Below are 22,571 nucleotides of genomic sequence, written 5' to 3' on the forward strand. Positions count from 1 at the left end.
CTGAAGGATTCACCCCGCCCGGCGTTCGCTGAAGACCAGCCCCTCCAACTCAGAGGGGACCCAGACCCACCCTCCGAGAAAGTAGCCGCTCCGCCGTTGGAGGAACGGCGGTTTGGGGGCTGGTCCGTGTACGGGATTGGGCGCGGAGCCTGAGCGGGGTGGCGGCCTGGTCGCCGAACGAGGTCCGGGGCGGAGCCGAGGCGGGGGGGTGTGGTTGGGGCCAGCTCCTGAACGGGGTGTGGGGTGGACCCCAAGCGGGGTGTGGGGGCTGGTCCGTGAACGAGTTGTGGGGCGGAGCCCCGAATGCAGTGCGGGAGGCGGACCCCCAAGCGGGGTGTGGAGGCTGGTCCGTGAACGCAGTCGGGGGCGGAGCCGAAACGGGTTGCAGGGCGGAGCCGAGGCGGGTGTGGGGGCTGGTTCCTGAACGGGGTGGAGGCGGAGCCCCGAACGCGGCGCGGGAGGCGGAGTCCCCAGCGAGGTGTGGGGGGTTGGTCCTTGAACGGTTCGGGGCGGAGCCCACCGGGGTGTGGGGCTGGTCTCTGGTTGGGGTTTGGGGCGGAGTCCTGGGCGGGTTGCGGGGGTGGAGCCTCAAGTGGTGTGGGGCTGGTCTCTGGTTGGGGTCTGGGGCGGAGTCCCGAACGGGTTGCGGGGGCGGAGCACCGGGTGGGGTGCAGGGGACGCAGTCCCCGCGGGGGTCCGGGGGGCGGGCCCCCGGCGGGGTTGAAGGGGCGGAGCCCCTGGAGGATGGGACGGGTAGGGGCGGCGGGGGCGAGGCTCAGTCCAGCAACCCGAACCGCATCGCGCTCGTCACCGCCGCCGTCCGGTCGTCCACCCCCAGCTTCCCGAAGACCCGCAGCAAGTGCGTCTTCACCGTCGACTCCCCGATGAACAGCCGCCGCCCGATCTCCGCGTTCGTGCAGCCCTCCGCCACCAGACGAAGTACCGCCGTCTCGCGTTCCGACAGGCGCGGCCGTTCCGGTTTGGTGCGCAGTTGGTCCACGAGCCGCGCCGCCACCGAAGGCGCCAGCACCGTCTCGCCCCGCGCAGCGGCCCGTACCGCCTCCGCCAGCTCACCCCGCGGCAGATCCTTCAGCAGATAGCCCGCCGCCCCCGCCTCCACCGCGCGCAGAATGTCCCGGTCCGTGTCGTACGTCGTCAGGACGATCACCCGGCACGGCAGCCCCGCCTCCGTCATCCGTCCGATCGAGTCGACGCCCCCGCCACCCGGCATCCGCAGATCCATCAGCACGATGTCCGGCCGGAGTTCGGCGGCCAGCGCCTCGGCCTGCGGCCCGCTGGACGCGTCGGCGACGACCTCCAGATCGGGCTCCGCGCTCAGCATCGCGCGCAGCCCCTCCCGTACGACGGGATGGTCGTCGGCCAGGATGATCCGGATCATGAGGTGCTCCCGAGGAGAGGCAGGGCGGGCGGGACGGGCAGGCGGACGGTGACCGTCGTGCCCTCGCCCGGCGCGCTGCGGACCTCCGTCGTCCCGCCCACCTCGGCGGCCCGCGCCCGCAGCCCGGTCAGACCGTAACCCCCGCCCGGCGCGGCCGGGTCGAAGCCGCAGCCGTCGTCCCGTACGGAGAGCGTCAGCGCATCGGCGGCGTACGCCAGCGCGATCGCGACGGACGCCGAACTCCCGGCGTGCTTACGGGCGTTGGCCAGCGCCTCCTGGCACGAGCGCAGCGCCACCACCTCGGGCCCGGCCGGCAGCGCGCGTACCGCACCCGTGACGTCCACCACCGCGTCGTGCCGCGCCGCCAGCCGCCGCAGCGCGTCCGGCAGCGACGCCCCGTCGAGGTCGGCGGGCGCACCCCCGGCGACCAGCGCCCTCGCCTCGGCGAGGTTCTGCCTGGCCGTCTCCGTCATCAGGGCCAGATGGCGGCGGGCCTGGGGCACATCGTCCTCCAGCTCGGCCTCCACCGCCTGGACCAGCATCAGCAGACTGGTGAACCCCTGAGCGAGCGTGTCGTGGATCTCGCGGGACAGACGCTCGCGTTCGGCGAGCGCCCCGTGCGCGGCCGACAGCCGGGAGATCTCGTGGCGGCTGGCGTCGAGTTCCGCGATCAGCTCGGCCCGCTCCGAGCTCTGCTCGATGATGCGGATGATCCAGCTGCCGATGACCACCGAGAAGACGAAAGTGACCACGGCGAAGAGGGAGTTGGAGAAGAGGTCCTTCGCGCTCGGGTGCCACAGCAGCGCCCAGCCCACCACCGGCACCAGATTGATGAGCGTCACGGCGACGAGCGCCCAGTGCCTCCGCAATGTCATGAAGCACTGGGGAATGAGCGCGAAGGCTATCAGCCGGGTCTCGCCCACCAGGACCGCCGACGGCAGGAACAGCGCTATCGCCCCGGCGAGATAACGCAGCGCCCGCCGCTCGTCGGGCGGATCCTCCTGGAGCAGAGCGCGCCCGACCGCCAGGTACCAGGGCACCAGCGGTACCAGCAGCACGGCCGCCACCGCACGGACGCGCCACCCCGGATACGCCGCGCCGAGCACGAACGCCAGGGTGGCCGCCCAGGCGATCGCGAAGTACAGGTCCCACAGCCGGATCGAGCGGTCCCAGGCGTGGGCGCCGCGCGCCGTGCCCGGATCCGTCATCCGTCGCGCCGGCTCTTCCAGCGGAACGTCAACAGACACAGCGCCAATCCTCCGACGATCCAGGCCGCGAGCACCAGGGCGATCCGCCCGAACTCCCAGCTCCCCGCCTGTTCGAGGACCCGCGCCGAGTCGGGCAGGAACACGCCCCGCAGGCCCTGGCACAGCCACTTCAGCGGGAACAGGGCACCGATGTTCAGCATCCAGTCCGGGATGGTGTTGATGGAGATGTAGACCCCGGAGATGAACTGGAGGACCAGGAAGGGGAGGACGACGACGGAGCTCGCGCTCTTCGCCGACTTCGGCACCGAGCTGATCGCTATGCCGAGCAGCGCGCACCCCGTCAGCCCCAGCACGAAGATCCAGCCGAAGTCGAACCAGCGGCCGGCGTCCGACGGCAGGTCGACGTCGTACAGCGTCGTGCCGACGAGCAGCAGGATCGCCGTCTCCAGGACACCGGTGAACAGAACGAGCCAGATCTTTCCCAGGAAGTACGCCGCCGGGGGCATGGGCGTGCCCCGCAGCCTGCGCAGCACCTTCTCGTCGCGCTCCACGGCGATCGAGATCCCCAGGGACTGGAAGCTCGTCGACATGATTCCCGAGGCCATCATCGCGGGGACGTACAGCTGCGAGGCGGTGACACCGGTGCCGTGCACGTCATCGTGGAAGATCGACGCGAACAGGAACAGGAAGACGACCGGGAAGGAGAAGGTGAACACCACTTGATCGCGCTGGCGGAAGAACTGCTTGATCTCCAGGACGCCCCGGTGCAGCCCGAGCACCCAGGCCCCGGGCAGCCGCCCGGCGGGAGCCTCGGACCTGGTCCGTACGGCCGTCGTCGTCATCGTGCCTCCACCTGTCCGTCCGGTCCGTCCCGGAAGTCCTTGCCGCTGGGGTTGTCCTGGCCGGTCAGCCGCAGATACACGTCCTCGAGGGTGGGGCGGCTGATCCGCAGTCCGGGGATCTCGCCGTCGAAGCGGCGCGTCAGCTCGGCGACCGTCCGGGTCGGCGTCTCGGTGCGCTCGTGACGCGGGGTCCCGTCCGCCTCCGTCCACTCGACGGTGGCCTCAGTGCCGAAACGGTCCCGCAGCGCCGTCGGGGTGCCCTCGGCGACCACACGGCCCCGGGCGACGACGGCGAGCCGGTGCGCCAGCGCCTCCGCCTCCTCCAGGTAGTGCGTGGTGAGCAGGATGGTCGTGCCCTCGTCGGCGAGCAGACGGATCAGGTCCCAGAACTGGCGCCGGGCCGCCGGGTCGAAACCGGTCGTCGGCTCGTCCAGGAGCAGCAGCTCGGGGCCGCCGATCACACCGAGCGCCACATCGAGGCGGCGGCGCTGGCCACCCGACAGCGCCTTGATCCGGCTGTTCGCCTTCGCCTCGAGACCCACCATGCCGATGACCTCATCCGGGTCGCGCGGCCGGGGGTAGTAGCGGGCGAAGTGCCGAACGGTCTCGCGGACCGTCAACTCGGCGGGTGCCGATTCGTCCTGCCAGACGATGCCCACTTTCGAGCGCCACGCGCGCGTGCCCCGCGCCGGGTCCGCCCCGAGCACGGACACCTCGCCCGCGTCCCGGGCACGGTTGCCCTGGAGGATCTCCACGGTGGTGGTCTTGCCGGCGCCGTTGGGCCCGAGCAGGCCGAACACCTCGCCCTGCCGGATCCCGAGATCGATTCCGTCGACCGCGGTCACGTCCCCGTACTGCTTGCGCAGCCCTCGAACGTCCACCGCGAGTCCGTACGCCTGTGTGGTCATGGCCACGAGCCTCGGCCAGAACCGAACGCTCCGGGACGACCGTGCGTACTTCCTTGTGTCCATCGAACGGTGGACACAGGCACGTGTGCGGCACAATAACCACTGACCGCAGGCCCACTCTCGAGTATCGGAATCGACGTGATGAGCAAGACGACAGTGAAGGACGTCTCCACCGAGTCGACCGAGCAGGAAAGCACGGACACGCCGCGGACGGTGGGCGGCAGCCGCGCGTTCGCCCTGCTGCTGGTGATCACCGGTGCCGCGGGTCTGCTCGCCGCGTGGGTCATCACGATCGACAAGTTCAAGATCCTCGAGGGCAAGGTGAACGGCAAGACGTTCACCCCCAGCTGCAGCATCAACCCGATCGTGTCCTGCGGCAGCGTTATGGAGAGCAAGCAGGCCGCCGCCTTCGGGTTCCCCAACCCGATGCTCGGCCTCGTCTGCTACGGCATCGTCGTCTGCGTCGGTATGAGCCTGCTCGCCCGTGCCCGTTTCCCGCGCTGGTACTGGCTGACCTTCAACTTCGGCACGCTCTTCGGTGTGGCCTTCGTGACCTGGCTGCAGTTCGAGTCGCTGTACCGCATCAACGCGCTGTGCCTGTGGTGCTCGCTGGCCTGGGTCGCCACGATCACGATGTTCTGGTACGTGACCTCGTTCAACGTCCGCAACGACTTCCTGCCCGCCCCGCGCCCGGTGAAGAACTTCCTCGGCGAGTTCACCTGGGTGCTCCCGGTCACCCACGTCGGCATCATCGCCATGCTGATCCTGACCCGCTGGGGCAGCCAGCTCTGGGCCTGAGCCAGGGCCGTAGCATGCGCCGCCGGGCCCCACGCCCGGCTGCGTTGTCAGTGGTGTGACATAGGGTTTCAGCGTGGAGCCCGACCTGTTCACCGCCGCCGCAGAAGAACGCCAGGAGAAGGACCCGACGGGCAGCCCCCTGGCGGTCCGGATGCGCCCGCGCACCCTCGACGAGGTGGTGGGCCAGCAGCACCTGCTCAAGCCGGGGTCCCCGCTGCGCAGACTGGTCGGCGAGGGGAACGGCGGCCCCGCCGGACCCTCCTCGGTGATCCTCTGGGGGCCGCCCGGCACCGGAAAGACCACGCTGGCGTACGTCGTCTCGAAGGCCACCAACAAGCGTTTCGTCGAGCTGTCGGCGATCACCGCGGGCGTGAAGGAGGTCCGCGCGGTCATCGACGGCGCCCGCCGCGCCACCGGCGGTTTCGGCAAGGAAACCGTCCTCTTCCTCGACGAGATCCACCGCTTCAGCAAGGCCCAGCAGGACTCCCTGCTCCCCGCCGTCGAGAACCGCTGGGTGACCCTGATCGCGGCGACCACGGAGAACCCGTATTTCTCGGTGATCTCGCCGCTGCTGTCCCGCTCCCTGCTCCTCACCCTCGAACCGCTCACGGACGACGACGTGCGCGGCCTGCTGCGCCGGGCCCTCTCCGACGAGCGAGGCCTCAAGGGCGCCGTCACACTCCCCGAGGACACCGAGGCCCACCTCCTGCGGATCGCAGGCGGAGACGCCCGCCGCGCCCTGACCGCCCTGGAGGCCGCGGCCGGGGCCGCGCTCGACAAGGGTGAGTCGGAGATCGGCCTGACGACCCTGGAGGAGACCGTCGACCGGGCTGCGGTGAAGTACGACCGCGACGGCGACCAGCACTACGACGTGGCGAGCGCCCTGATCAAGTCGATCCGCGGCTCGGATGTCGACGCGGCGCTGCACTACCTGGCCCGGATGATCGAGGCCGGTGAGGACCCCCGCTTCATCGCCCGCCGTCTGATGATCTCTGCCAGCGAGGACATCGGCCTCGCCGACCCGAACGCGCTGCCGATAGCCGTCGCCGCCGCCCAGGCCGTCGCGATGATCGGCTTCCCGGAGGCCGCCCTCACCCTCAGCCACGCCACCATCGCCCTCGCCCTGGCCCCCAAGTCCAACGCGGCGACCACGGCGATCGGCGCGGCCATGGAGGACGTCCGCAAGGGACTGGCCGGCTCCGTGCCCCCGCATCTGCGCGACGGGCACTACAAAGGCGCGGCCAAGCTCGGCCACGCGCAGGGGTACGTGTATCCGCACGACCTCCCGGAAGGCATCGCCGCCCAGCAGTACGCACCGGACGCGCTCAAGGACCGCGAGTACTACACACCGACCCGCCACGGCGCGGAGGCGCGGTACGCGGACGCAGTGGAATGGACCCGCAAGCACCTCGGTCGCAAGCCCTCCTGAGCGCCCTGTAGACTTGCTCGAAGTGCTGAGTCCTGCGCAGTCAGAGCGGGACAGCCAGCCGGAGATCCAGTCCTTCGGGACTGACTCCAGGAGCGTCGCGCACCGTCGAACGGTGTCGTGGGCAGCCCACCACCATCCGGAGTCCGGGAGAGGTCGGTGGGCCACTCGCGTGCTGCACGTATGTGCCCAGACCAGGGGAGCGGCTGCCCGGCAGGTCCGATACGGACCCGGCGGGATTCCCCGGCTGCGGATGCGACCTCCCTTAACTCTGACAAGCCGGAAAACTAGGAAAGAGACAGAGACAGTGGCGAACCAGTCCCGCCCCAAGGTCAAGAAGTCGCGTGCCCTCGGCATCGCGCTGACCCCCAAGGCCGTCAAGTACTTCGAGGCCCGCCCCTACCCGCCGGGCGAGCACGGCCGTGGCCGCAAGCAGAACTCGGACTACAAGGTCCGTCTGCTGGAGAAGCAGCGTCTGCGCGCGCAGTACGACATCTCCGAGCGCCAGCTGGTGCGCGCCTACGAGCGTGCCTCCAAGGTCCAGGGCAAGACCGGTGAGGCCCTGATCGTGGAGCTCGAGCGCCGTCTCGACGCCCTGGTCCTGCGTTCGGGCATCGCCCGCACGATCTACCAGGCCCGTCAGATGGTCGTTCACGGCCACATCGAGGTCAACGGCCAGAAGGTCGACAAGCCGTCGTTCCGCGTCCGTCCCGACGACGTCGTGATGGTCCGCGAGCGCAGCCGCGAGAAGACCCTCTTCGCGATCGCCCGCGAGGGTGGCTTCGCCCCCGACGGCGAGACCCCCCGCTACCTCCAGGTGAACCTCAAGGCCCTGGCGTTCCGCCTGGACCGCGAGCCGAACCGCAAGGAGATCCCGGTGATCTGCGACGAGCAGCTCGTCGTCGAGTACTACGCCCGCTGATCACTCGTCCGCGGTCGTAGGACTCCCACCGCCTCAGCCCGCCGTCTCCCCGCCCTTCCGGGCGGGCGAGCCGGCGGGCTGAAGCATTTCCCCGCAGGCTGCGGGCTGAAGGATTTCCCCGGCAAGCTGACGCGTCTCCCGAAGGCGGATGGATTTCCCGTGCGGGCAGCCCCTAATCCGGTACGGACCGGCCGCTGCGGCGCGATAGGCTCGGGGGACGACTTTTCGATGTTTCAGGCACGTTCTAGGGAGCGGGTGCGCACGGTGTCCGGTGGAGAGGTGGCCGGGATCCTGGTGGCCGTCTTCTGGGCGATCCTGGTCTCCTTCCTCGCCGTCGCGCTGGCGAGGCTGGCCCAGACGCTCAAGGCGACGACCAAGCTGGTGGCGGACGTGACCGACCAGGCCGTTCCGCTGCTGGCCGATGCCTCCGCCGCGGTGCGCTCCGCGCAGACCCAGATCGACCGGGTCGACGCGATCGCATCGGACGTCCAGGAGGTCACGTCGAACGCGTCGGCACTGTCGACGACCGTCGCGTCCACCTTCGGCGGCCCTCTGGTCAAGGTCGCGGCCTTCGGCTACGGCGTGCGCCGGGCCATCGCCGGCCAGCGACCCGAGAACGTGCCCGCCAAGGCCCCCCGGCGTACCGTGATCGTGGGCCGCACCGTCCCGTCCGCGCGGCGGGGGAAGCGGAACAACCGGGGAAACAACCGGGAAGAGGGGCTCTGACCGAGCGATGTTCCGCCGTACGTTCTGGTTCACCACGGGCGTTGCCGCCGGTGTGTGGGCAACCACCAAGGTCAACCGCAAGCTGAAGCAGCTGACGCCCGAGAGCCTGGCCGCAACGGCGGCGAACAAGGCGATCGAGGCGGGCCACCGGCTCAAGGACCGTGCGGTGGGCTTCGCGCTCGACGTCCGCGACAACATGGCTCAGCGGGAGGCGGAACTCGGCGACGCGCTGGGCCTGGAGGCACCCGTCGACCCCGAACTCCCAGCACTCAGGCGGTACGCCGCCATCGAGAACCGCAACAGCCCGAAGTACGTCGAGACCACCGCGTACTCGCACAACCGGAATGAGGACCACTGATGGAGTCGGCTGAAATCCGCCGCCGCTGGTTGAGCTTCTTCGAGGAGCGCGGTCACACCGTCGTCCCTTCGGCGTCGCTCATCGCGGACGACCCGACTCTGCTCCTCGTCCCGGCCGGCATGGTGCCCTTCAAGCCCTACTTCCTGGGTGAGGTCAAGCCGCCGTTCCCGCGCGCCACCAGCGTGCAGAAGTGCGTGCGCACGCCCGACATCGAAGAGGTCGGCAAGACCACGCGGCACGGCACGTTCTTCCAGATGTGCGGCAACTTCTCCTTCGGCGACTACTTCAAGGAAGGCGCCATCAAGCTCGCCTGGGAGCTGCTCACCACGCCCCAGGACAAGGGCGGTTACGGCCTGGAGCCCGACCGCCTGTGGATCACCGTCTACAAGGACGACGACGAGGCCGAGCGCATCTGGCACGAGGTCGTCGGCGTGCCGAAGGAGCGCATCCAGCGCCTCGGCATGAAGGACAACTACTGGTCCATGGGCGTCCCCGGCCCGTGCGGCCCCTGCTCCGAGATCAACTACGACCGCGGCCCCGAGTTCGGCGTCGAGGGCGGCCCCGCCGTCAACGACGAGCGGTACGTGGAGATCTGGAACCTCGTCTTCATGCAGTACGAGCGCGGCGAGGGCACCGGCAAGGACAACTTCGAGATCCTGGGCGACCTGCCGAGCAAGAACATCGACACGGGCCTGGGCCTGGAGCGACTCGCCATGATTCTGCAGGGCGTGCAGAACATGTACGAGATCGACACCTCGATGGCCGTGATCAAGAAGGCCACCGAGCTGACCGGCGTCTCCTACGGCGACGCCCACGACTCGGACGTCTCCCTGCGCGTGGTCACCGACCACATGCGCACCGCCACCATGCTCATCGGTGACGGCGTCACACCGGGCAACGAGGGCCGTGGCTACGTCCTGCGCCGCATCATGCGCCGCGCCATCCGCAACATGCGGCTGCTCGGTGCCACCGGTCCGGTGGTCAAGGACCTGATCGACGTCGTCATCGGCATGATGGGCCAGCAGTACCCCGAACTGGTCACCGACCGCGAGCGCATCGAGAAGGTCGCCCTCGCCGAGGAGGCCCGCTTCCTCAAGACCCTCAACGCCGGCACGAACGTCCTGGACGGCGCCATCACCGAGACGAAGGCCGCCGGCTCCTCGGTCCTGCCCGGCGACAAGGCCTTCCTGCTCCACGACACCTGGGGCTTCCCGATCGACCTCACCCTGGAGATGGCCGCCGAGCAGGGCCTCTCCGTGGACGAGGACGGCTTCCGTCGCCTGATGAAGGAGCAGCGGGACAAGGCCAAGGCCGACGCCCAGGCCAAAAAGACCGGCCACGCCGACCTGGGTGCCTACCGCGAGATCGCCGACCAGTCCGGCGAGACCGACTTCATCGGCTACACGGACACCGAGGGCGAATCCACGGTCGTCGGCATCCTCGTCGACGGTGTGTCCTCGCCCGCCGCCACCGAGGGCGACGAGGTCGAGATCGTCCTCGACCGCACCCCGTTCTACGCCGAGGGCGGCGGCCAGATCGGCGACACCGGCCGTATCAAGGTGGCCTCCGGTGCCGTGATCGAGGTCCGCGACACGCAGAAGCCCGTTCCGGGCGTGTATGTCCACAAGGGCGTCGTCCAGGTCGGCGAAGTGACCCTCGGCGCCAAGGCCCACGCCTCCATCGACCACCGCCGCCGCAAGGCCATCGCCCGCGCCCACTCGGCCACCCACCTCACCCACCAGGCCCTGCGTGATGCCCTCGGCCCGACGGCCGCCCAGGCCGGTTCCGAGAACCAGCCCGGCCGCTTCCGCTTCGACTTCGGTTCGCCGTCCGCCGTGCCGACGGTCGTGATGACCGACGTCGAGCAGAAGATCAACGAGGTGCTCGCCCGCGACCTCGACGTCCAGGCCGAGATCATGGGCATCGACGAGGCCAAGAAGCAGGGCGCCATCGCCGAGTTCGGCGAGAAGTACGGTGAGCGCGTCCGCGTAGTGACCATCGGCGACTTCTCCAAGGAACTGTGCGGCGGCACGCACGTGCACAACACCGCCCAGCTGGGCCTGGTCAAGCTGCTCGGCGAGTCGTCGATCGGCTCGGGCGTCCGCCGTATCGAGGCCCTCGTCGGCGTCGACGCCTACAACTTCCTCGCCCGCGAGCACACGGTCGTCGCCCAGCTCCAGGAGCTGATCAAGGGCCGTCCGGAGGAGCTCCCGGAGAAGGTCTCCGCCATGCTCGGCAAGCTGAAGGACGCCGAGAAGGAGATCGAGAAGTTCCGCGCCGAGAAGGTGCTGCAGGCCGCCGCCGGTCTCGCCGGGTCCGCCAAGGACATCAGCGGCATCGCCGTGGTCACCGGCCAGGTCCCGGACGGCACCACACCCGACGACCTGCGCAAGCTCGTGCTCGATGTGCGCGGCCGTATCCAGGGCGGCCGGGCCGCCGTGGTCGCACTGTTCACGGTGAACAACGGCAAGCCGCTCACGGTCATCGCCACCAATGAAGCCGCCCGCGAGCGCGGCCTCAAGGCCGGCGACCTGGTCCGTACGGCCGCCAAGACCCTCGGTGGCGGCGGTGGCGGCAAGCCGGACGTCGCCCAGGGCGGCGGCCAGAACCCGGCCGCGATCGGCGAGGCCGTCGACGCCGTGGAGCGCCTGGTCGCCGAGACCGCAAAGTAAGAAACGGTCAAGAATATGAGAAGAGGACGCCGACTCGCCGTCGATGTCGGTGACGCCCGCATCGGGGTCGCCTCGTGCGACCCCGACGGGATCCTCGCCACCCCGGTGGAGACGGTCCCGGGGCGGGACATTCCGGCAGCTCAGCGCCGGTTGAAGCAACTCGTCGAGGAGTACGAGCCGATCGAGGTCGTGGTCGGTCTCCCTCGCTCCCTCAAGGGGGGCGAGGGCCCGGCCGCGGTCAAGGTCCGTGGCTTCGCCCAGGAACTGGCGCGTTTGATCGCGCCCGTTCCGGTCAGGCTCGTCGACGAGCGGATGACCACGGTGACAGCCAGTCAGGGACTGCGCGCATCAGGGGTGAAGTCCAAGAAGGGGCGGTCGGTCATCGATCAGGTGGCCGCCGTCGTCATCCTGCAACAGGCGCTGGAATCCGAACGGGTGTCAGGGAAATCTCCCGGCGAGGGCGTCGAAGTGGTCATCTGATCGCGATACGGTAACGTTCCGCGCGATGCGGTGGTGTTCGAACAGCCTCCGCACACCAAAGAGGCGGAACGGAAACCCAGACGCAGGTACGGGGCGACCGCCGCCTCGCGGCTCTATGGGGTTAGATGACTGAGTATGGCCGGGGCACGGGCTCCGCACCGTGGCATCCCGAGGACCCGTTGTACGGGGACGGCGGATGGGAAGGACAGCAGGCCCACGCGGCCCAGTCCCCCTACGGCGGCCAGCCGCAGCACAACCCGCAGCACTACCCGCAGCAGCCGCAGCAGCACTACGGCGAATGGGGAGGCGGCCCGCAGGGCGCGTACGGCCAGGGTCACCCGGACTACAACCAGTACCCGGACCCGGGGCAGCAGCAGTACCCGCAGCAGAACCAGCAGCAGTACGGCGGTCGGCAGCAGCACTACGGCAACGGCGGCTGGGAGGGCGGCGGTCAGCCCCATGCGCCCTACCCCGCCGACCCGGCGGACCCCTACGGCGCCCAGCCCGGGGCGTACGGCGGTGAGCAGGCCGACTTCTACCAGACACCGGACGCGTATCCGCCGCCCGAGCCGCCGAACCGGCGGCGCGCAGAGCCGGAGCCGGAGACCGATTGGGATCCCGGCCCCGACCAGGGCGAACACGCCTTCTTCGCGGGCGGCGACGATGACGACGCCGATGACGACGAGCCGGACGACGGCCGTGGGAACCGGCGGGGGCGCGGTGGCAAGAGCGACAAGGAGAAGGGCAAGAAGCGCCGCAACGGCTGTGCCTGCCTGGTTGTCGTGCTGGTCTTCGGCGGCGGCATCGGCACAGCCGGATACTTCGGGTACCAGTACTACCAAAATCGTTTCGGCCCTGCGCCCGACTATGTGGGCGAGGGGAACGGCGAACAGATCACGGTCACCATTCCGAAGGGCTCCGGCGGTTTCGCCATCGGCCAGGTACTGAAGCAGGCCGGGGTGGTGAAGAGCGTCGACGCGTTCGTGGCGGCGCAGGAGCAGAACCCCAACGGCAAGAGCATTCAGGCGGGCACGTACACGCTGAACAAGCACATGTCCGCGGCCGCCGCCGTCGCGTTGATGCTCAGCCCGAAGAGCAAGAACAACCTGATCATCGCCGAGGGATGGCGCAACACCAAGATCTATGCGGCGATCGACGACCGTCTCAAGCTCAAGGCGGGCACCACCCAGGACATCGCCAAGAAGGAATGGTCGACGTTCGGCCTGCCCGACTGGGCCAACACCAGCAAGGACATCAAGGACCCGCTGGAGGGATTCCTCTATCCGTCCAGTTATCCGGTCTCCAAGGGCATGAAGCCCGAGGACGTCCTCAAGCAGATGGTCGACACGGCCAAGGAGAAGTACGCCGAGTACGGCATCCAGGCCAAGGCCAAGAGCCTCGACCTGCAGAATCCGCTGCAGGTCCTGACGGTTGCGAGCCTCGTCCAGGCCGAGGGCAAGTACAAACACGACTTCGAAAAGGTCGCGACGGTCGTCTACAACCGGCTCAAGCCGGACAACACCGAGACCTACGGCCTGCTCGACTTCGACTCGACGGTGAACTACCTGCGCGGCCAGTCCAAGCTCTCCACCGGTTCCGTCAACGGGCTGCGGCAGATCAACGACCCCTACAACACGTACAAGATCAAGGGCCTGCCGCCCGGACCGATCGACAACCCCGGCGAAGTGGCGATCAAGGCCGCCCTCAACCCGGCCAAGGGGAACTGGTACTACTTCGTCTCGATCAACGAGAACGAGACGCTCTTCGCCGAGACCAACGAAGAGCAGAACCGCAACCGCGAGAAATACCTGCAAGAGCAGAAGAAGGGTCAATGACGGGCACCACCGGCAAGCGCCGAGCCGCCGTCCTCGGCTCCCCGATCACCCATTCCCTCTCCCCGGTGCTGCACCGCGCCGCATACCAGGAGCTGGGGCTGAAGGACTGGTCATACGACCGGTTCGAGGTCGACGAGGAGGCGCTGCCCGGGTTCGTCGAGAAACTCGGACCCGAATGGGCCGGGCTGTCGCTGACCATGCCCCTCAAGCGCGCCGTCATCCCCCTGCTCGACTCCATCAGCGACACGGCGGCCTCGGTGGAGGCCGTGAACACCGTCGTGTTCACCGAGGACGGACGGCGCCTCGGCGACAACACCGACATCCCCGGGATGGTCGCCGCGCTGCGCGAGCGGGGCATCGAGCAGGTCGACTCCGCCGCGATCCTCGGCGCCGGCGCCACCGCGTCCTCCGCGCTGGCCGCACTGGCCCGGATCTGCACCGGCGAGGTCGTCGCCTATGTCCGCAGCGCGGCACGGGCCGCCGAGATGCGGCAATGGGGCGAGCGGCTCGACGTGGAGGTCCGGATCGCCGACTGGTCGGACGCCGACCGGGCGCTGGGCGCCCCGCTGGTCGTCGCCACCACCCCGGCCGGGACGACGGACGCGCTGGCCGCCGCCGTCCCGGAGCGTCCCGCGACCCTGTTCGACGTGCTGTACGACCCCTGGCCCACCACTCTCGCGGCGCGCTGGTCCGGGTACGGCGGCGCCGTGGTCAGCGGCCTCGACCTGCTGGTGCACCAGGCGGTGCTCCAGGTCGAACAGATGACGGGCCGTTCCCTGGCCCCGCTGGACGCCATGCGCAAGGCGGGGGAGCACGCCCTGGCCGCCCGGTAGGAGAGCGGCTCGCGCGGTGCCCGCTCGCGTCCGCCTGATGGACCTGCGGCCGGTTCGGGCCGCCGGACGTGGGAGGATCGGAGGAGGCGGGCCGGGGCCGCGCACCCGGTCGCGCCGTTGCCGTACGCGATCACGAGCGTACGCAGGGCAGTACCAGGGCGCGAGCACTGAGGAGCACCGTTGAGCAGGTTGCGCTGGCTGACCGCGGGGGAGTCCCACGGACCCGCACTTGTCGCGACGCTGGAGGGCCTTCCCGCCGGCGTGCCGATCACCACGGAGATGGTGGCGGACCACCTGGCGAGGCGGCGGCTGGGCTACGGGCGCGGTGCCCGGATGAAGTTCGAGCGGGACGAGGTCACCTTCCTGGGAGGCGTCCGGCACGGTCTCACCCTAGGCTCCCCGGTGGCGATCATGGTCGGCAACACCGAGTGGCCCAAGTGGGAGCAGGTGATGGCGGCCGATCCGGTGGACCCGGAGATCCTCGCAGGACTGGCCCGCAACGCGCCGCTGACCCGGCCCCGGCCCGGGCACGCGGACCTCGCCGGCATGCAGAAGTACGGCTTCGACGAGGCGCGGCCGATCCTGGAGCGGGCGTCGGCCCGGGAGACCGCGGCGCGCGTGGCGCTCGGCGCGGTGGCGCGGTCGTACCTGAAGGAGACGACGGGCATCGAGATCGTCTCCCACGTGGTCGAACTGGCCTCGGCGAAGGCACCGTACGGCGTCTACCCGACCCCTGCGGACGTGGAGAAGCTCGACGCCGACCCGGTGCGCTGCCTGGACGCGGACGCGTCGAAGGCGATGGTCGCGGAGATCGACCAGGCACACAAGGACGGCGACACCCTCGGTGGCGTGGTCGAGGTCCTCGCCTACGACGTTCCGGTGGGCCTCGGCTCGCACGTGCACTGGGACCGCCGGCTGGACTCGCGGCTCGCGGCCGCGCTCATGGGCATCCAGGCGATCAAGGGCGTCGAGCTCGGCGACGGCTTCGAGCTGGCGCGGGTGCCGGGTTCCAAGGCGCATGACGAGATCCTCACCACCGCCGACGGCATCAAGCGCGCCACCGGTCGCTCCGGCGGCACCGAGGGCGGTCTGACCACCGGTGAACTGCTGCGCGTACGGGCCGCGATGAAGCCGATCGCGACCGTGCCCCGCGCGCTGCAGACCGTGGACGTGGCCACCGGAGAGGCGGCCCAGGCGCACCACCAGCGCTCCGACGTGTGCGCGGTCCCGGCGGCCGGAATCGTCGCCGAGGCCATGGTGGCCCTCGTCCTCGCGGACGCGGTGGCGGAGAAGTTCGGCGGCGACAGCGTGGCCGAGACCCGGCGCAACGTCCGCTCATACCTCGAGAACCTGGCGATCCGGTGAACGCGCCGCTGGTCGTCCTGGTCGGCCCGATGGGTGTGGGCAAGTCCACCGTCGGGCGGATGCTCGCCGAGCGCCTCGGCGTCGGCTACCGGGACACGGACGACGACATCGTGGCCGAGCAGGGCCGCGCCATTGCCGACATCTTCGTGGAGGAGGGCGAGCCGGTCTTCCGCGCCCTGGAGAAGAAGGCGGTGCACCGGGCGCTCGCCGAGCACGAGGGTGTCCTCGCCCTGGGAGGCGGCTCGATCCTCGACGACGAGACGCGCGCCCTGCTGGGCGGGCACCGGGTGGTCTACCTGTCGATGGACGTCGAGGAGGCGGTCAAGCGCACCGGCCTCAACGCGGCCCGCCCGCTGCTCGCGGTCAACCCGCGCCGCCAGTGGCGTGAACTGATGGAGGCCCGCCGCCACCTGTACGAGGAGGTCGCGACGGCCGTTGTGGCCACCGATGGCCGTACGCCCGAAGAGGTCACCCAAGAGGCCCTGGACGCTCTGGAGTTGAAGGAAGCATGAGCGAGGCAGTGACGCGGATCCAGGTCGGCGGCACAGCCGGCACCGACCCCTACGAGGTTCTGGTCGGCCGTCAACTCCTCGGCGAGCTCGCCGGGTTGATCGGGGAGAAGGCCAAGCGGGTCGCGGTGATCCACCCGGAGGCGCTGGCCGAGACGGGTGACGCCCTCCGTGCCGACCTGGCCGAGCAGGGCTACGAGGCCGTTGCCATCCAGGTGCCCAATGCGGAGGAGGCCAAGACCGCCGAGGTCGCTGCCTACTGCTGGAAGGCGCTCGGCCAGTCCGGCTTCACCCGCACCGACGTCATCGTGGGCGTGGGTGGCGGCGCGACCACCGACCTGGCCGGGTTCGTGGCCGCTACCTGGCTGCGCGGAGTGCGCTGGATCGCGATCCCGACCACCGTGCTGGCCATGGTGGACGCGGCCGTCGGCGGCAAGACCGGCATCAACACGGCCGAGGGCAAGAACCTGGTGGGCGCCTTCCACCCGCCCGCGGGCGTCCTGTGCGATCTCGCCGCGCTGGACTCCCTCCCGGTCAACGACTACGTCTCCGGGCTCGCCGAGGTCATCAAGGCCGGCTTCATCGCCGATCCGGTCATCCTGGAGCTGATCGAGGAGGATCCGCAGGCCGCCCGCACCCCGGCCGGCCCGCACACCGCCGAGCTGATCGAACGCTCCATCAGGGTCAAGGCGGAGGTCGTCTCGTCGGACCTGAAGGAGTCGGGTCTGCGCGAGATCCTCAACTACGGTCACACGCTGGGCCACGCGATCGAGAAGAACGAGCGGTACAAGTGGCGCCACGGCGCCGCCGTCGCCGTGGGCATGCACTTCGCCGCCGAACTGGGGCGACTGGCGGGCCGGTTGGACGATGCGACCGCCGACCGGCACCGCACGGTCCTGGAGTCGGTCGGGCTGCCGCTGCACTACCGCTACGACCAGTGGCCCAAGCTCCTGGAGACCATGAAGGTCGACAAGAAGTCCCGTGGCGACCTGCTCCGCTTCATCGTCCTGGACGGCCTGGCCAAGCCCACCGTGCTGGAGGGCCCCGACCCGGCGGTCCTGCTCGCGGCCTACGGCGAAGTGGGGGAGTAGCCCCACCATGGCCCTGCCGGCGGGCGAGTCGTTCCCGGCGGGACCGGTTGCCCCGATTTGCCGGTGGCGATGGGCACTTCGGGCCACCCCCGGCCGTTCACACAACGGCGGCCGGGGACGGTACCGTTCGGTAGGGAGCGGGGCGACACGCCTTGCTGCCAGCGTCGATCGCGATCCGACGGCACGTGAGCCGAAGGGGCGCGCCGGAGGCGAACCGAGCCAGAAGACGAGACGGAGTGGCACTGGATGCAGCACGCAGTGGGAGCTCCGCTGCCGCCGCCCCACCAGCCGGGGCAGGGTCCGGCTACCGGCTGGTCACCGGCCGCACACCACCCGGGACAGCCGGGCGCCCACCCGGGGCCCCCACCACAGACCCCGCCCGCGCCCGCGCCGGGCTTCGCGGGACGACCGGTGCCTCCCGGAGCGCCGCACACCCACCTCCCACCGCCTCAGGCCCCCGTCCCGCCCACGCCGGACACCACGGGCCATGTGCAGCTCCCGCCCGGCGGCCCGGTCGGCATGCCGAGCACACCGCCCGCCACGGGTGCCCCCGACCCCGCGACCACCACACTCGCCGTGCTGCTCATCGGTCCCGCGGGTGCGGGCAAGACCAGCGTCGCCAAGTACTGGGCAGACCACCGCCGGGTCCCCACGGCCCACATCAGCCTCGACGACGTGCGCGAATGGGTGCGCTCCGGCTTCGCCGACCCACAGTCGGGGTGGAACGACAACTCGGAGGCGCAGTACCGTCTCGCCCGCCGCACCTGCGGCTTCGCGGCCCGGAACTTCCTGGCCAACGGCATCTCGTGCATTCTCGACGACGCCGTCTTCCCGGACCGGCCGGTCGTCGGCCTCGGTGGCTGGAAACGGCATGTGGGCCCCGGTCTGCTGCCCGTCGTCATCCTCCCGGGCCTGGAGATAGTCCTGGAGCGCAACGCCGAGCGCACCGGCAACCGCCGCCTCACCGACGAGGAGGTCGCCCGTATCCACGGCCGCATGGCCGGCTGGTACGGCTCCGGACTGCCGATCATCGACAACTCCCAGCTCGATGTGGAGGGGACGGCCCGGGTACTGGACGAGGTACTCGCCCGGTCGATCGCGAGCCCGCCGAAATGGTGACGCCGTAGGGGTTGTCCTGCGAACGGGCACCGGGTCCGTCCCTGGGGGCTGCCGCCCCAAGACCCTCGCTTCGGCCTCGACGACCTCGTCCCCAGGCGCCGGACGGGGGAAAAAATCAGCCCGTCCGGCGAATTTCAGCCCCTCCGGCGTTCGAGGAGCGGGGTCCCGGGGCCGGCCGCCCGAAAAGGGGTCCGGGGCGGAGCCCCGCGAGAGTCGGCGCCGCGTACGGCGCCCCCGCCGCCCGTCCGGACCTCTGGACCGGCGACATCCGGCCACCGCTCGTAGGCTCGGGTCATGTCAGAGGTGTACGCGGCCCGCCGCGAGCGGCTGAGGGAGCGCTGCAGCGCGGGCGGCAGTGTGACGGCGCTCGTCTCCCGCCCCGCCAACGTGCGCTATCTCGCGGGCGTCGCGCCCCAGGGCGCCGTACTGCTACTGGGCATGGGCGAGGACGTGCTGCTGTGCGCCGGACCGCCGGAGGATCAGCCCGCCTACGGGCGTCCCGACGAGACGCTCCGCGTGAACGCGATGTCGGCTTCCGGTGGCGACCCCGCCGTCGCCGCGGCGGATCTTGCGGCCGGGCAGGGCGCCGAGTCCCTCGCGGTCGAGGAGCATCACCTCACCGTCGCCCGGCACCGCGCCCTTCGCTCCGTCGCGCCCGGACTGCGGCTGACCGACCTCGGGAACGCGGTCGAGCAGCTGCGGGTCGTCAAGGACGAGGAGGAGATCTCCCTTCTGCGGATCGGGGCGGAGATCGTCGACCAGGCGCTGAGCGAGCTGCTCGAATCGATCCTCGTGGGCCGCACCGAGCGCCACCTCGCCCTCGAACTGGAGCGCCGCCTGGTCGACCACGGCGCCGACGGGCCCGCCTTCGCCACCTCCGTCGCCACCGGCCCGAACGCCGGCCGCCGCGGTCACCGACCGACGGACCGCCGGGTCGAGGAGGGCGACTTCCTCTCCGTCTGCCTCGGGGCCGCTTACCGCGGCTACCGTTGCGAGATCGGCCGCACCTTCGTGATCGGCACCTCGCCCGCCGACTGGCAGATCGAGCTGTACGACCTCGTCTTCGCCGCTCAGCGCGCCGGACGCGAGGCCCTGGCACCCGGCGCCGCCTACCGCGACGTGGACCGGGCCGCACGCCAGGTGCTGGATTCGGCCGGGTACGGCGCGGGCCTTCCGCCGCTGACCGGGCACGGTGTGGGGCTCGAAATCGATGAGGACCCGCAGCTGGCCCCCGCGGCCATGGGTAAACTGGACGCTTGCGTGCCGGTCACCGTCGAACCTGGGGTCCACCTCCCGGGCCGGGGTGGTGTCCGGATCGATGACACGCTCGTCGTACGCCCCGAGGCGGACGGCGGACCCGAGCTACTCACCATCACGACCAAGGAGCTGCTCGCGCTCTAGCCTTGCGCTGCGCGCCTGCCCCGGGGTCGTACGTCAGTCCAGGAGATTCCGCAACCGTGGCTTCCACGAACGACCTCAAGAACGGCATGGTGCTCAAGCTCGAAGGCGGCCAGCTCTGGTCCGTCGTCGAGTTCCAGCACGTCAAGCCCGGCAAGGGCCCCGCATTCGTGCGCACCAAGCTCAAGAACGTGCTCTCCGGCAAGGTCGTCGACAAGACGTTCAACGCCGGCGTCAAGGTCGAGACGGCCACCGTCGACAAGCGCGACATGCAGTTCTCGTACAAGGACGGCGAGTACTTCGTCTTCATGGACATGGAGACGTACGACCAGCTGCACATCGACCCGAAGGCCGTCGGTGACGCCGCGAACTTCCTCATCGAGGGCTTCACGGCTGTCGTCGCGCAGCACGAGGGCGAGGTGCTCTTCGTCGAGCTGCCCGCCGCCGTCGAGCTGACCATCGCCGAGACCGAGCCGGGCGTCCAGGGCGACCGCTCCACGGGTGGCACCAAGCCCGCCACGCTGGAGACCGGCCACCAGATCCAGGTCCCGCTCTTCATCACCACCGGTGAGAAGATCAAGGTCGACACCCGTACGAGCGACTACCTCGGCCGGGTGAACAGCTAACCGTGGCTGCCCGTAACACGGCCCGTAAGCGCGCCTTCCAGATCCTCTTCGAGGGTGACCAACGCGGGGCCGGCGTCATGACGGTCCTCGCGGACTGGATCCGGCTGTCGCGGACCGACACCCGGCAGCCGCCGGTGAGCGAGTACACGATGCAGCTGGTCGAGGGCTACGCCGAGCATGCGAAGCGCATCGACGAGCTGATCGCACAGTACGCGGTCGGCTGGACGCTGGACCGGATGCCGGTCGTCGACCGCAACATCCTGCGTCTGGGTGCCTACGAGCTGATCTGGGTCGACGCGACGCCGGACGCCGTGGTGCTCGACGAGATGGTGCAGCTCGCCAAGGAGTTCTCCACGGACGAGTCGCCCGCGTTCGTCAACGGCCTGCTGGGCCGTCTGAAGGACCTCAAGCCTTCGCTGCGCCGCGAACAGGCGTGAGCGACCGCCGTCTCCCACGCCGCACCAGGGCCCGTGGACACGCTCCGCGGGCCCTCGGCGTCTCTGTGTGACCCGGCGCGTTCCGGACGACAGCTACTCGGAGCCCCGGAGCCCCGGAGCCCCGGAGCCCCGGAGCCCAGGAGCCCCCGAGCCCCCGAGCCCCGGAGCAGGGCGGGCGCGGCGCTCGGCGGCAGCGGGAAAAGCCTCAGGGGCGGAGCCGAAAGGCTCCGCCCCTGAGGCTGTGACGTTTCTGCCGGGCGTACCCGCCCGCTCAGTTCTCCTCGTGGGACGCCACCGCGCGGCGCGCGTCCGCGTCCAGGACGCCCCAGCTGATCAGCTGCTCGGTCAGGACCGAGGGCGACTGGTCGTAGATGACCGCGAGCGTGCGCAGGTCGTCCTGGCGGATCGACAGCACCTTGCCGTTGTAGTCACCGCGCTGCGACTGGATCGTCGCCGCGTACCGCTGGAGCGGGCCCGCCTTCTCGGCCGGTACGTTGGCCAGGCGCTCCAGGTCCAGGACAAGCTTCGGCGGCGGCTCGGCGGCTCCGCCGGGGGTGGTGCCGGGCAGCAGCTCCTGCACCGGGACCCCGTAGAAATCCGCCAGCTCGGCGAGACGCTGCACGGTGACGGCGCGGTCGCCACGCTCGTACGACCCGACCACGACCGCCTTCCAGCGTCCCTGGGACTTCTCCTCCACACCGTGGAGGGAAAGGCCCTGCTGGGTGCGGATGGCCCGGAGCTTGGCCCCGAGCTGTTTGGCGTATTCGCTGGACATATAGCTCCCCGGACACGGTGTCGACGTGCGGCTCGGCCGCGCGGCTGGTGACTCACTGTGAGGTTACGCAGCGTGACTCTCCCCCGTCAAGCCGAATGGTCCGGACCGACCCTTCAGTGGTGGACGGCCTGCGATGACGCCGCACGAGTGACGGATGACGCCAGGGGGGTGACGGACGCCAGTGGTGGGCTGGTAGCGTGTATGGCGCAATTCCGACGTCCTTTAAGGTCCGTCCCGTGAGGCGGAGAAGGAGGTCCGTTTCGTATGGACACGCAGTATTCCGATGCGCGGCCCGTGCTCGAAGGCCCCGACATCGCGCGGGTGTTGACCCGCATCGCCCATGAGATCGTCGAGCGCGCCAAGGGCGCCGACGACGTGGTGCTCCTCGGCATTCCGACCCGAGGTGTCTTCCTGGCCCAGCGGCTCGCCGCCAAGCTTGAGCAGATCACCGGCCGCAAGGTCCCGGTCGGCTCCCTCGACATCACCATGTACCGCGACGACCTGCGCATGCAGCCGCCGCGTGCGCTGGCCCGCACAGAGATCCCCGGTGACGGCATCGACGGCCGCCTCGTCGTTCTCGTCGACGACGTGCTCTTCTCCGGCCGCACCATCCGCGCCGCCCTCGACGCCCTGAACGACATCGGGCGTCCGCGCGCGGTCCAGCTCGCGGTCCTCGTCGACCGTGGCCACCGCGAGCTTCCGATCCGCGCCGACTACGTCGGCAAGAACCTCCCCACGTCGCTGCGGGAGACGGTCAAGGTCCAGCTCGCCGAGGAGGACGGTCGCGACACCGTGCTGCTCGGTGCGAAGCAGACCGTCCCGGGCGCACAGCAGTAGCACTCCG

At 70.2% G+C, this 22,571-nt stretch carries 22 protein-coding genes; 17 read left to right on the top strand and 5 right to left on the bottom strand.

Annotated elements, in window-relative coordinates; all coding sequences use genetic code 11:
* Window positions 1-775: 775 nt before the first annotated feature.
* The 4 genes from ABT186_RS03755 to ABT186_RS03770 are packed head-to-tail and all read right to left on the bottom strand — an operon-like array spanning window position 776 to window position 4,357.
* Window positions 776-1,399 carry a response regulator gene (locus ABT186_RS03755; RefSeq protein ID WP_351236322.1) on the bottom strand — a complete coding sequence of 208 codons (624 nt, stop codon included), beginning with the start codon at window positions 1,397-1,399 and terminating at the stop codon, window positions 776-778.
* Complete coding sequence (locus tag ABT186_RS03760) at window positions 1,396-2,607, bottom strand: sensor histidine kinase (protein ID WP_351923503.1); 1,212 nt, start codon at window positions 2,605-2,607, stop codon at window positions 1,396-1,398. The genes ABT186_RS03755 and ABT186_RS03760 overlap by 4 nt, the downstream gene beginning before the upstream one ends.
* Window positions 2,604-3,449, bottom strand: a complete 846-nt coding sequence (locus ABT186_RS03765) for an ABC transporter permease (protein WP_351236324.1) — start codon at window positions 3,447-3,449, stop codon at window positions 2,604-2,606. The genes ABT186_RS03760 and ABT186_RS03765 overlap by 4 nt, the downstream gene beginning before the upstream one ends.
* Entirely contained in the window at window positions 3,446-4,357 is a 912-nt protein-coding gene (locus tag ABT186_RS03770; RefSeq protein WP_351236326.1) for an ABC transporter ATP-binding protein, read from the bottom strand. The genes ABT186_RS03765 and ABT186_RS03770 overlap by 4 nt, the downstream gene beginning before the upstream one ends.
* A 141-nt stretch (window positions 4,358-4,498) precedes the next feature.
* Between ABT186_RS03770 and ABT186_RS03775 the strand changes: the two genes are divergently transcribed.
* The 16 genes from ABT186_RS03775 to nusB all read left to right on the top strand — a co-directional run bounded on the left by ABT186_RS03775 (window position 4,499) and on the right by nusB (window position 20,952).
* Window positions 4,499-5,155, top strand: a complete 657-nt coding sequence (locus ABT186_RS03775) for a vitamin K epoxide reductase family protein (protein WP_351236328.1) — start codon at window positions 4,499-4,501, stop codon at window positions 5,153-5,155.
* 73 nt (window positions 5,156-5,228) lie between these two features.
* Entirely contained in the window at window positions 5,229-6,584 is a 1,356-nt protein-coding gene (locus ABT186_RS03780; RefSeq protein WP_351236330.1) for a replication-associated recombination protein A, read from the top strand.
* Between the two features lie 304 nt (window positions 6,585-6,888).
* A complete protein-coding gene (gene rpsD, locus ABT186_RS03785; protein WP_264935506.1) occupies window positions 6,889-7,503 on the top strand; it encodes a 30S ribosomal protein S4 in 615 nt (204 codons plus the stop codon).
* 264 nt (window positions 7,504-7,767) lie between these two features.
* Complete coding sequence (locus ABT186_RS03790; protein WP_351923431.1) at window positions 7,768-8,229, top strand: DUF948 domain-containing protein; 462 nt, start codon at window positions 7,768-7,770, stop codon at window positions 8,227-8,229.
* A gap of 7 nt (window positions 8,230-8,236) precedes the next feature.
* Complete coding sequence (locus ABT186_RS03795; RefSeq protein WP_351923433.1) at window positions 8,237-8,587, top strand: hypothetical protein; 351 nt, start codon at window positions 8,237-8,239, stop codon at window positions 8,585-8,587.
* A complete protein-coding gene (gene alaS, locus ABT186_RS03800; protein WP_351923435.1) occupies window positions 8,587-11,259 on the top strand; it encodes an alanine--tRNA ligase in 2,673 nt (890 codons plus the stop codon). The genes ABT186_RS03795 and alaS overlap by 1 nt, the downstream gene beginning before the upstream one ends.
* A 15-nt stretch (window positions 11,260-11,274) precedes the next feature.
* Window positions 11,275-11,739 (top strand): Holliday junction resolvase RuvX, encoded by a 465-nt coding sequence (gene ruvX, locus ABT186_RS03805; RefSeq protein WP_351235717.1) that lies wholly within the window; start codon window positions 11,275-11,277, stop codon window positions 11,737-11,739.
* Window positions 11,740-11,864: 125 nt separating this feature from the next.
* A complete protein-coding gene (mltG, locus tag ABT186_RS03810; RefSeq protein WP_351235719.1) occupies window positions 11,865-13,574 on the top strand; it encodes an endolytic transglycosylase MltG in 1,710 nt (569 codons plus the stop codon).
* The gene (locus ABT186_RS03815; RefSeq protein ID WP_351923437.1) at window positions 13,571-14,407 is read left to right on the top strand and encodes a shikimate dehydrogenase; all 837 of its coding nucleotides are present in this window, start codon (window positions 13,571-13,573) and stop codon (window positions 14,405-14,407) included. The genes mltG and ABT186_RS03815 overlap by 4 nt, the downstream gene beginning before the upstream one ends.
* 180 nt (window positions 14,408-14,587) lie before the next feature.
* Entirely contained in the window at window positions 14,588-15,772 is a 1,185-nt protein-coding gene (gene aroC, locus ABT186_RS03820) for a chorismate synthase (protein ID WP_351923438.1), read from the top strand.
* Window positions 15,769-16,284: a shikimate kinase gene (locus ABT186_RS03825; protein ID WP_351235725.1), complete on the top strand. Its 516-nt coding sequence runs from the start codon at window positions 15,769-15,771 to the stop codon at window positions 16,282-16,284. Before aroC ends, ABT186_RS03825 begins: the two co-directional genes overlap by 4 nt.
* Entirely contained in the window at window positions 16,281-17,372 is a 1,092-nt protein-coding gene (gene aroB / locus ABT186_RS03830) for a 3-dehydroquinate synthase (RefSeq protein WP_351235727.1), read from the top strand. The genes ABT186_RS03825 and aroB overlap by 4 nt, the downstream gene beginning before the upstream one ends.
* Before the next feature lie 246 nt (window positions 17,373-17,618).
* Window positions 17,619-18,491 (top strand): Pro-rich N-terminal domain-containing protein, encoded by an 873-nt coding sequence (locus ABT186_RS03835; RefSeq protein WP_351235729.1) that lies wholly within the window; start codon window positions 17,619-17,621, stop codon window positions 18,489-18,491.
* A 294-nt stretch (window positions 18,492-18,785) separates the two neighbouring features.
* The gene (locus ABT186_RS03840; RefSeq protein ID WP_351235731.1) at window positions 18,786-19,892 is read left to right on the top strand and encodes an aminopeptidase P family protein; all 1,107 of its coding nucleotides are present in this window, start codon (window positions 18,786-18,788) and stop codon (window positions 19,890-19,892) included.
* 56 nt (window positions 19,893-19,948) lie between these two features.
* Window positions 19,949-20,515 (top strand): elongation factor P, encoded by a 567-nt coding sequence (gene efp, locus ABT186_RS03845; protein WP_086728309.1) that lies wholly within the window; start codon window positions 19,949-19,951, stop codon window positions 20,513-20,515.
* Between the two features lie 2 nt (window positions 20,516-20,517).
* Window positions 20,518-20,952 (top strand): transcription antitermination factor NusB, encoded by a 435-nt coding sequence (gene nusB / locus ABT186_RS03850; protein WP_351235734.1) that lies wholly within the window; start codon window positions 20,518-20,520, stop codon window positions 20,950-20,952.
* Between the two features lie 271 nt (window positions 20,953-21,223).
* Here the strand turns inward: nusB and bldD are convergent, their stop codons facing one another.
* Window positions 21,224-21,727: a transcriptional regulator BldD gene (bldD, locus tag ABT186_RS03855; RefSeq protein ID WP_351226869.1), complete on the bottom strand. Its 504-nt coding sequence runs from the start codon at window positions 21,725-21,727 to the stop codon at window positions 21,224-21,226.
* Between the two features lie 264 nt (window positions 21,728-21,991).
* On the opposite strand from bldD, the gene pyrR reads away from it, so the two are divergent.
* Window positions 21,992-22,564: a bifunctional pyr operon transcriptional regulator/uracil phosphoribosyltransferase PyrR gene (gene pyrR, locus ABT186_RS03860; RefSeq protein WP_351226871.1), complete on the top strand. Its 573-nt coding sequence runs from the start codon at window positions 21,992-21,994 to the stop codon at window positions 22,562-22,564.
* The last annotated feature ends 7 nt before the right edge of the window (window positions 22,565-22,571 follow it).

The organism is Streptomyces sp. NPDC001634 (assembly GCF_040298185.1).
Taxonomy (GTDB): domain Bacteria; phylum Actinomycetota; class Actinomycetes; order Streptomycetales; family Streptomycetaceae; genus Streptomyces.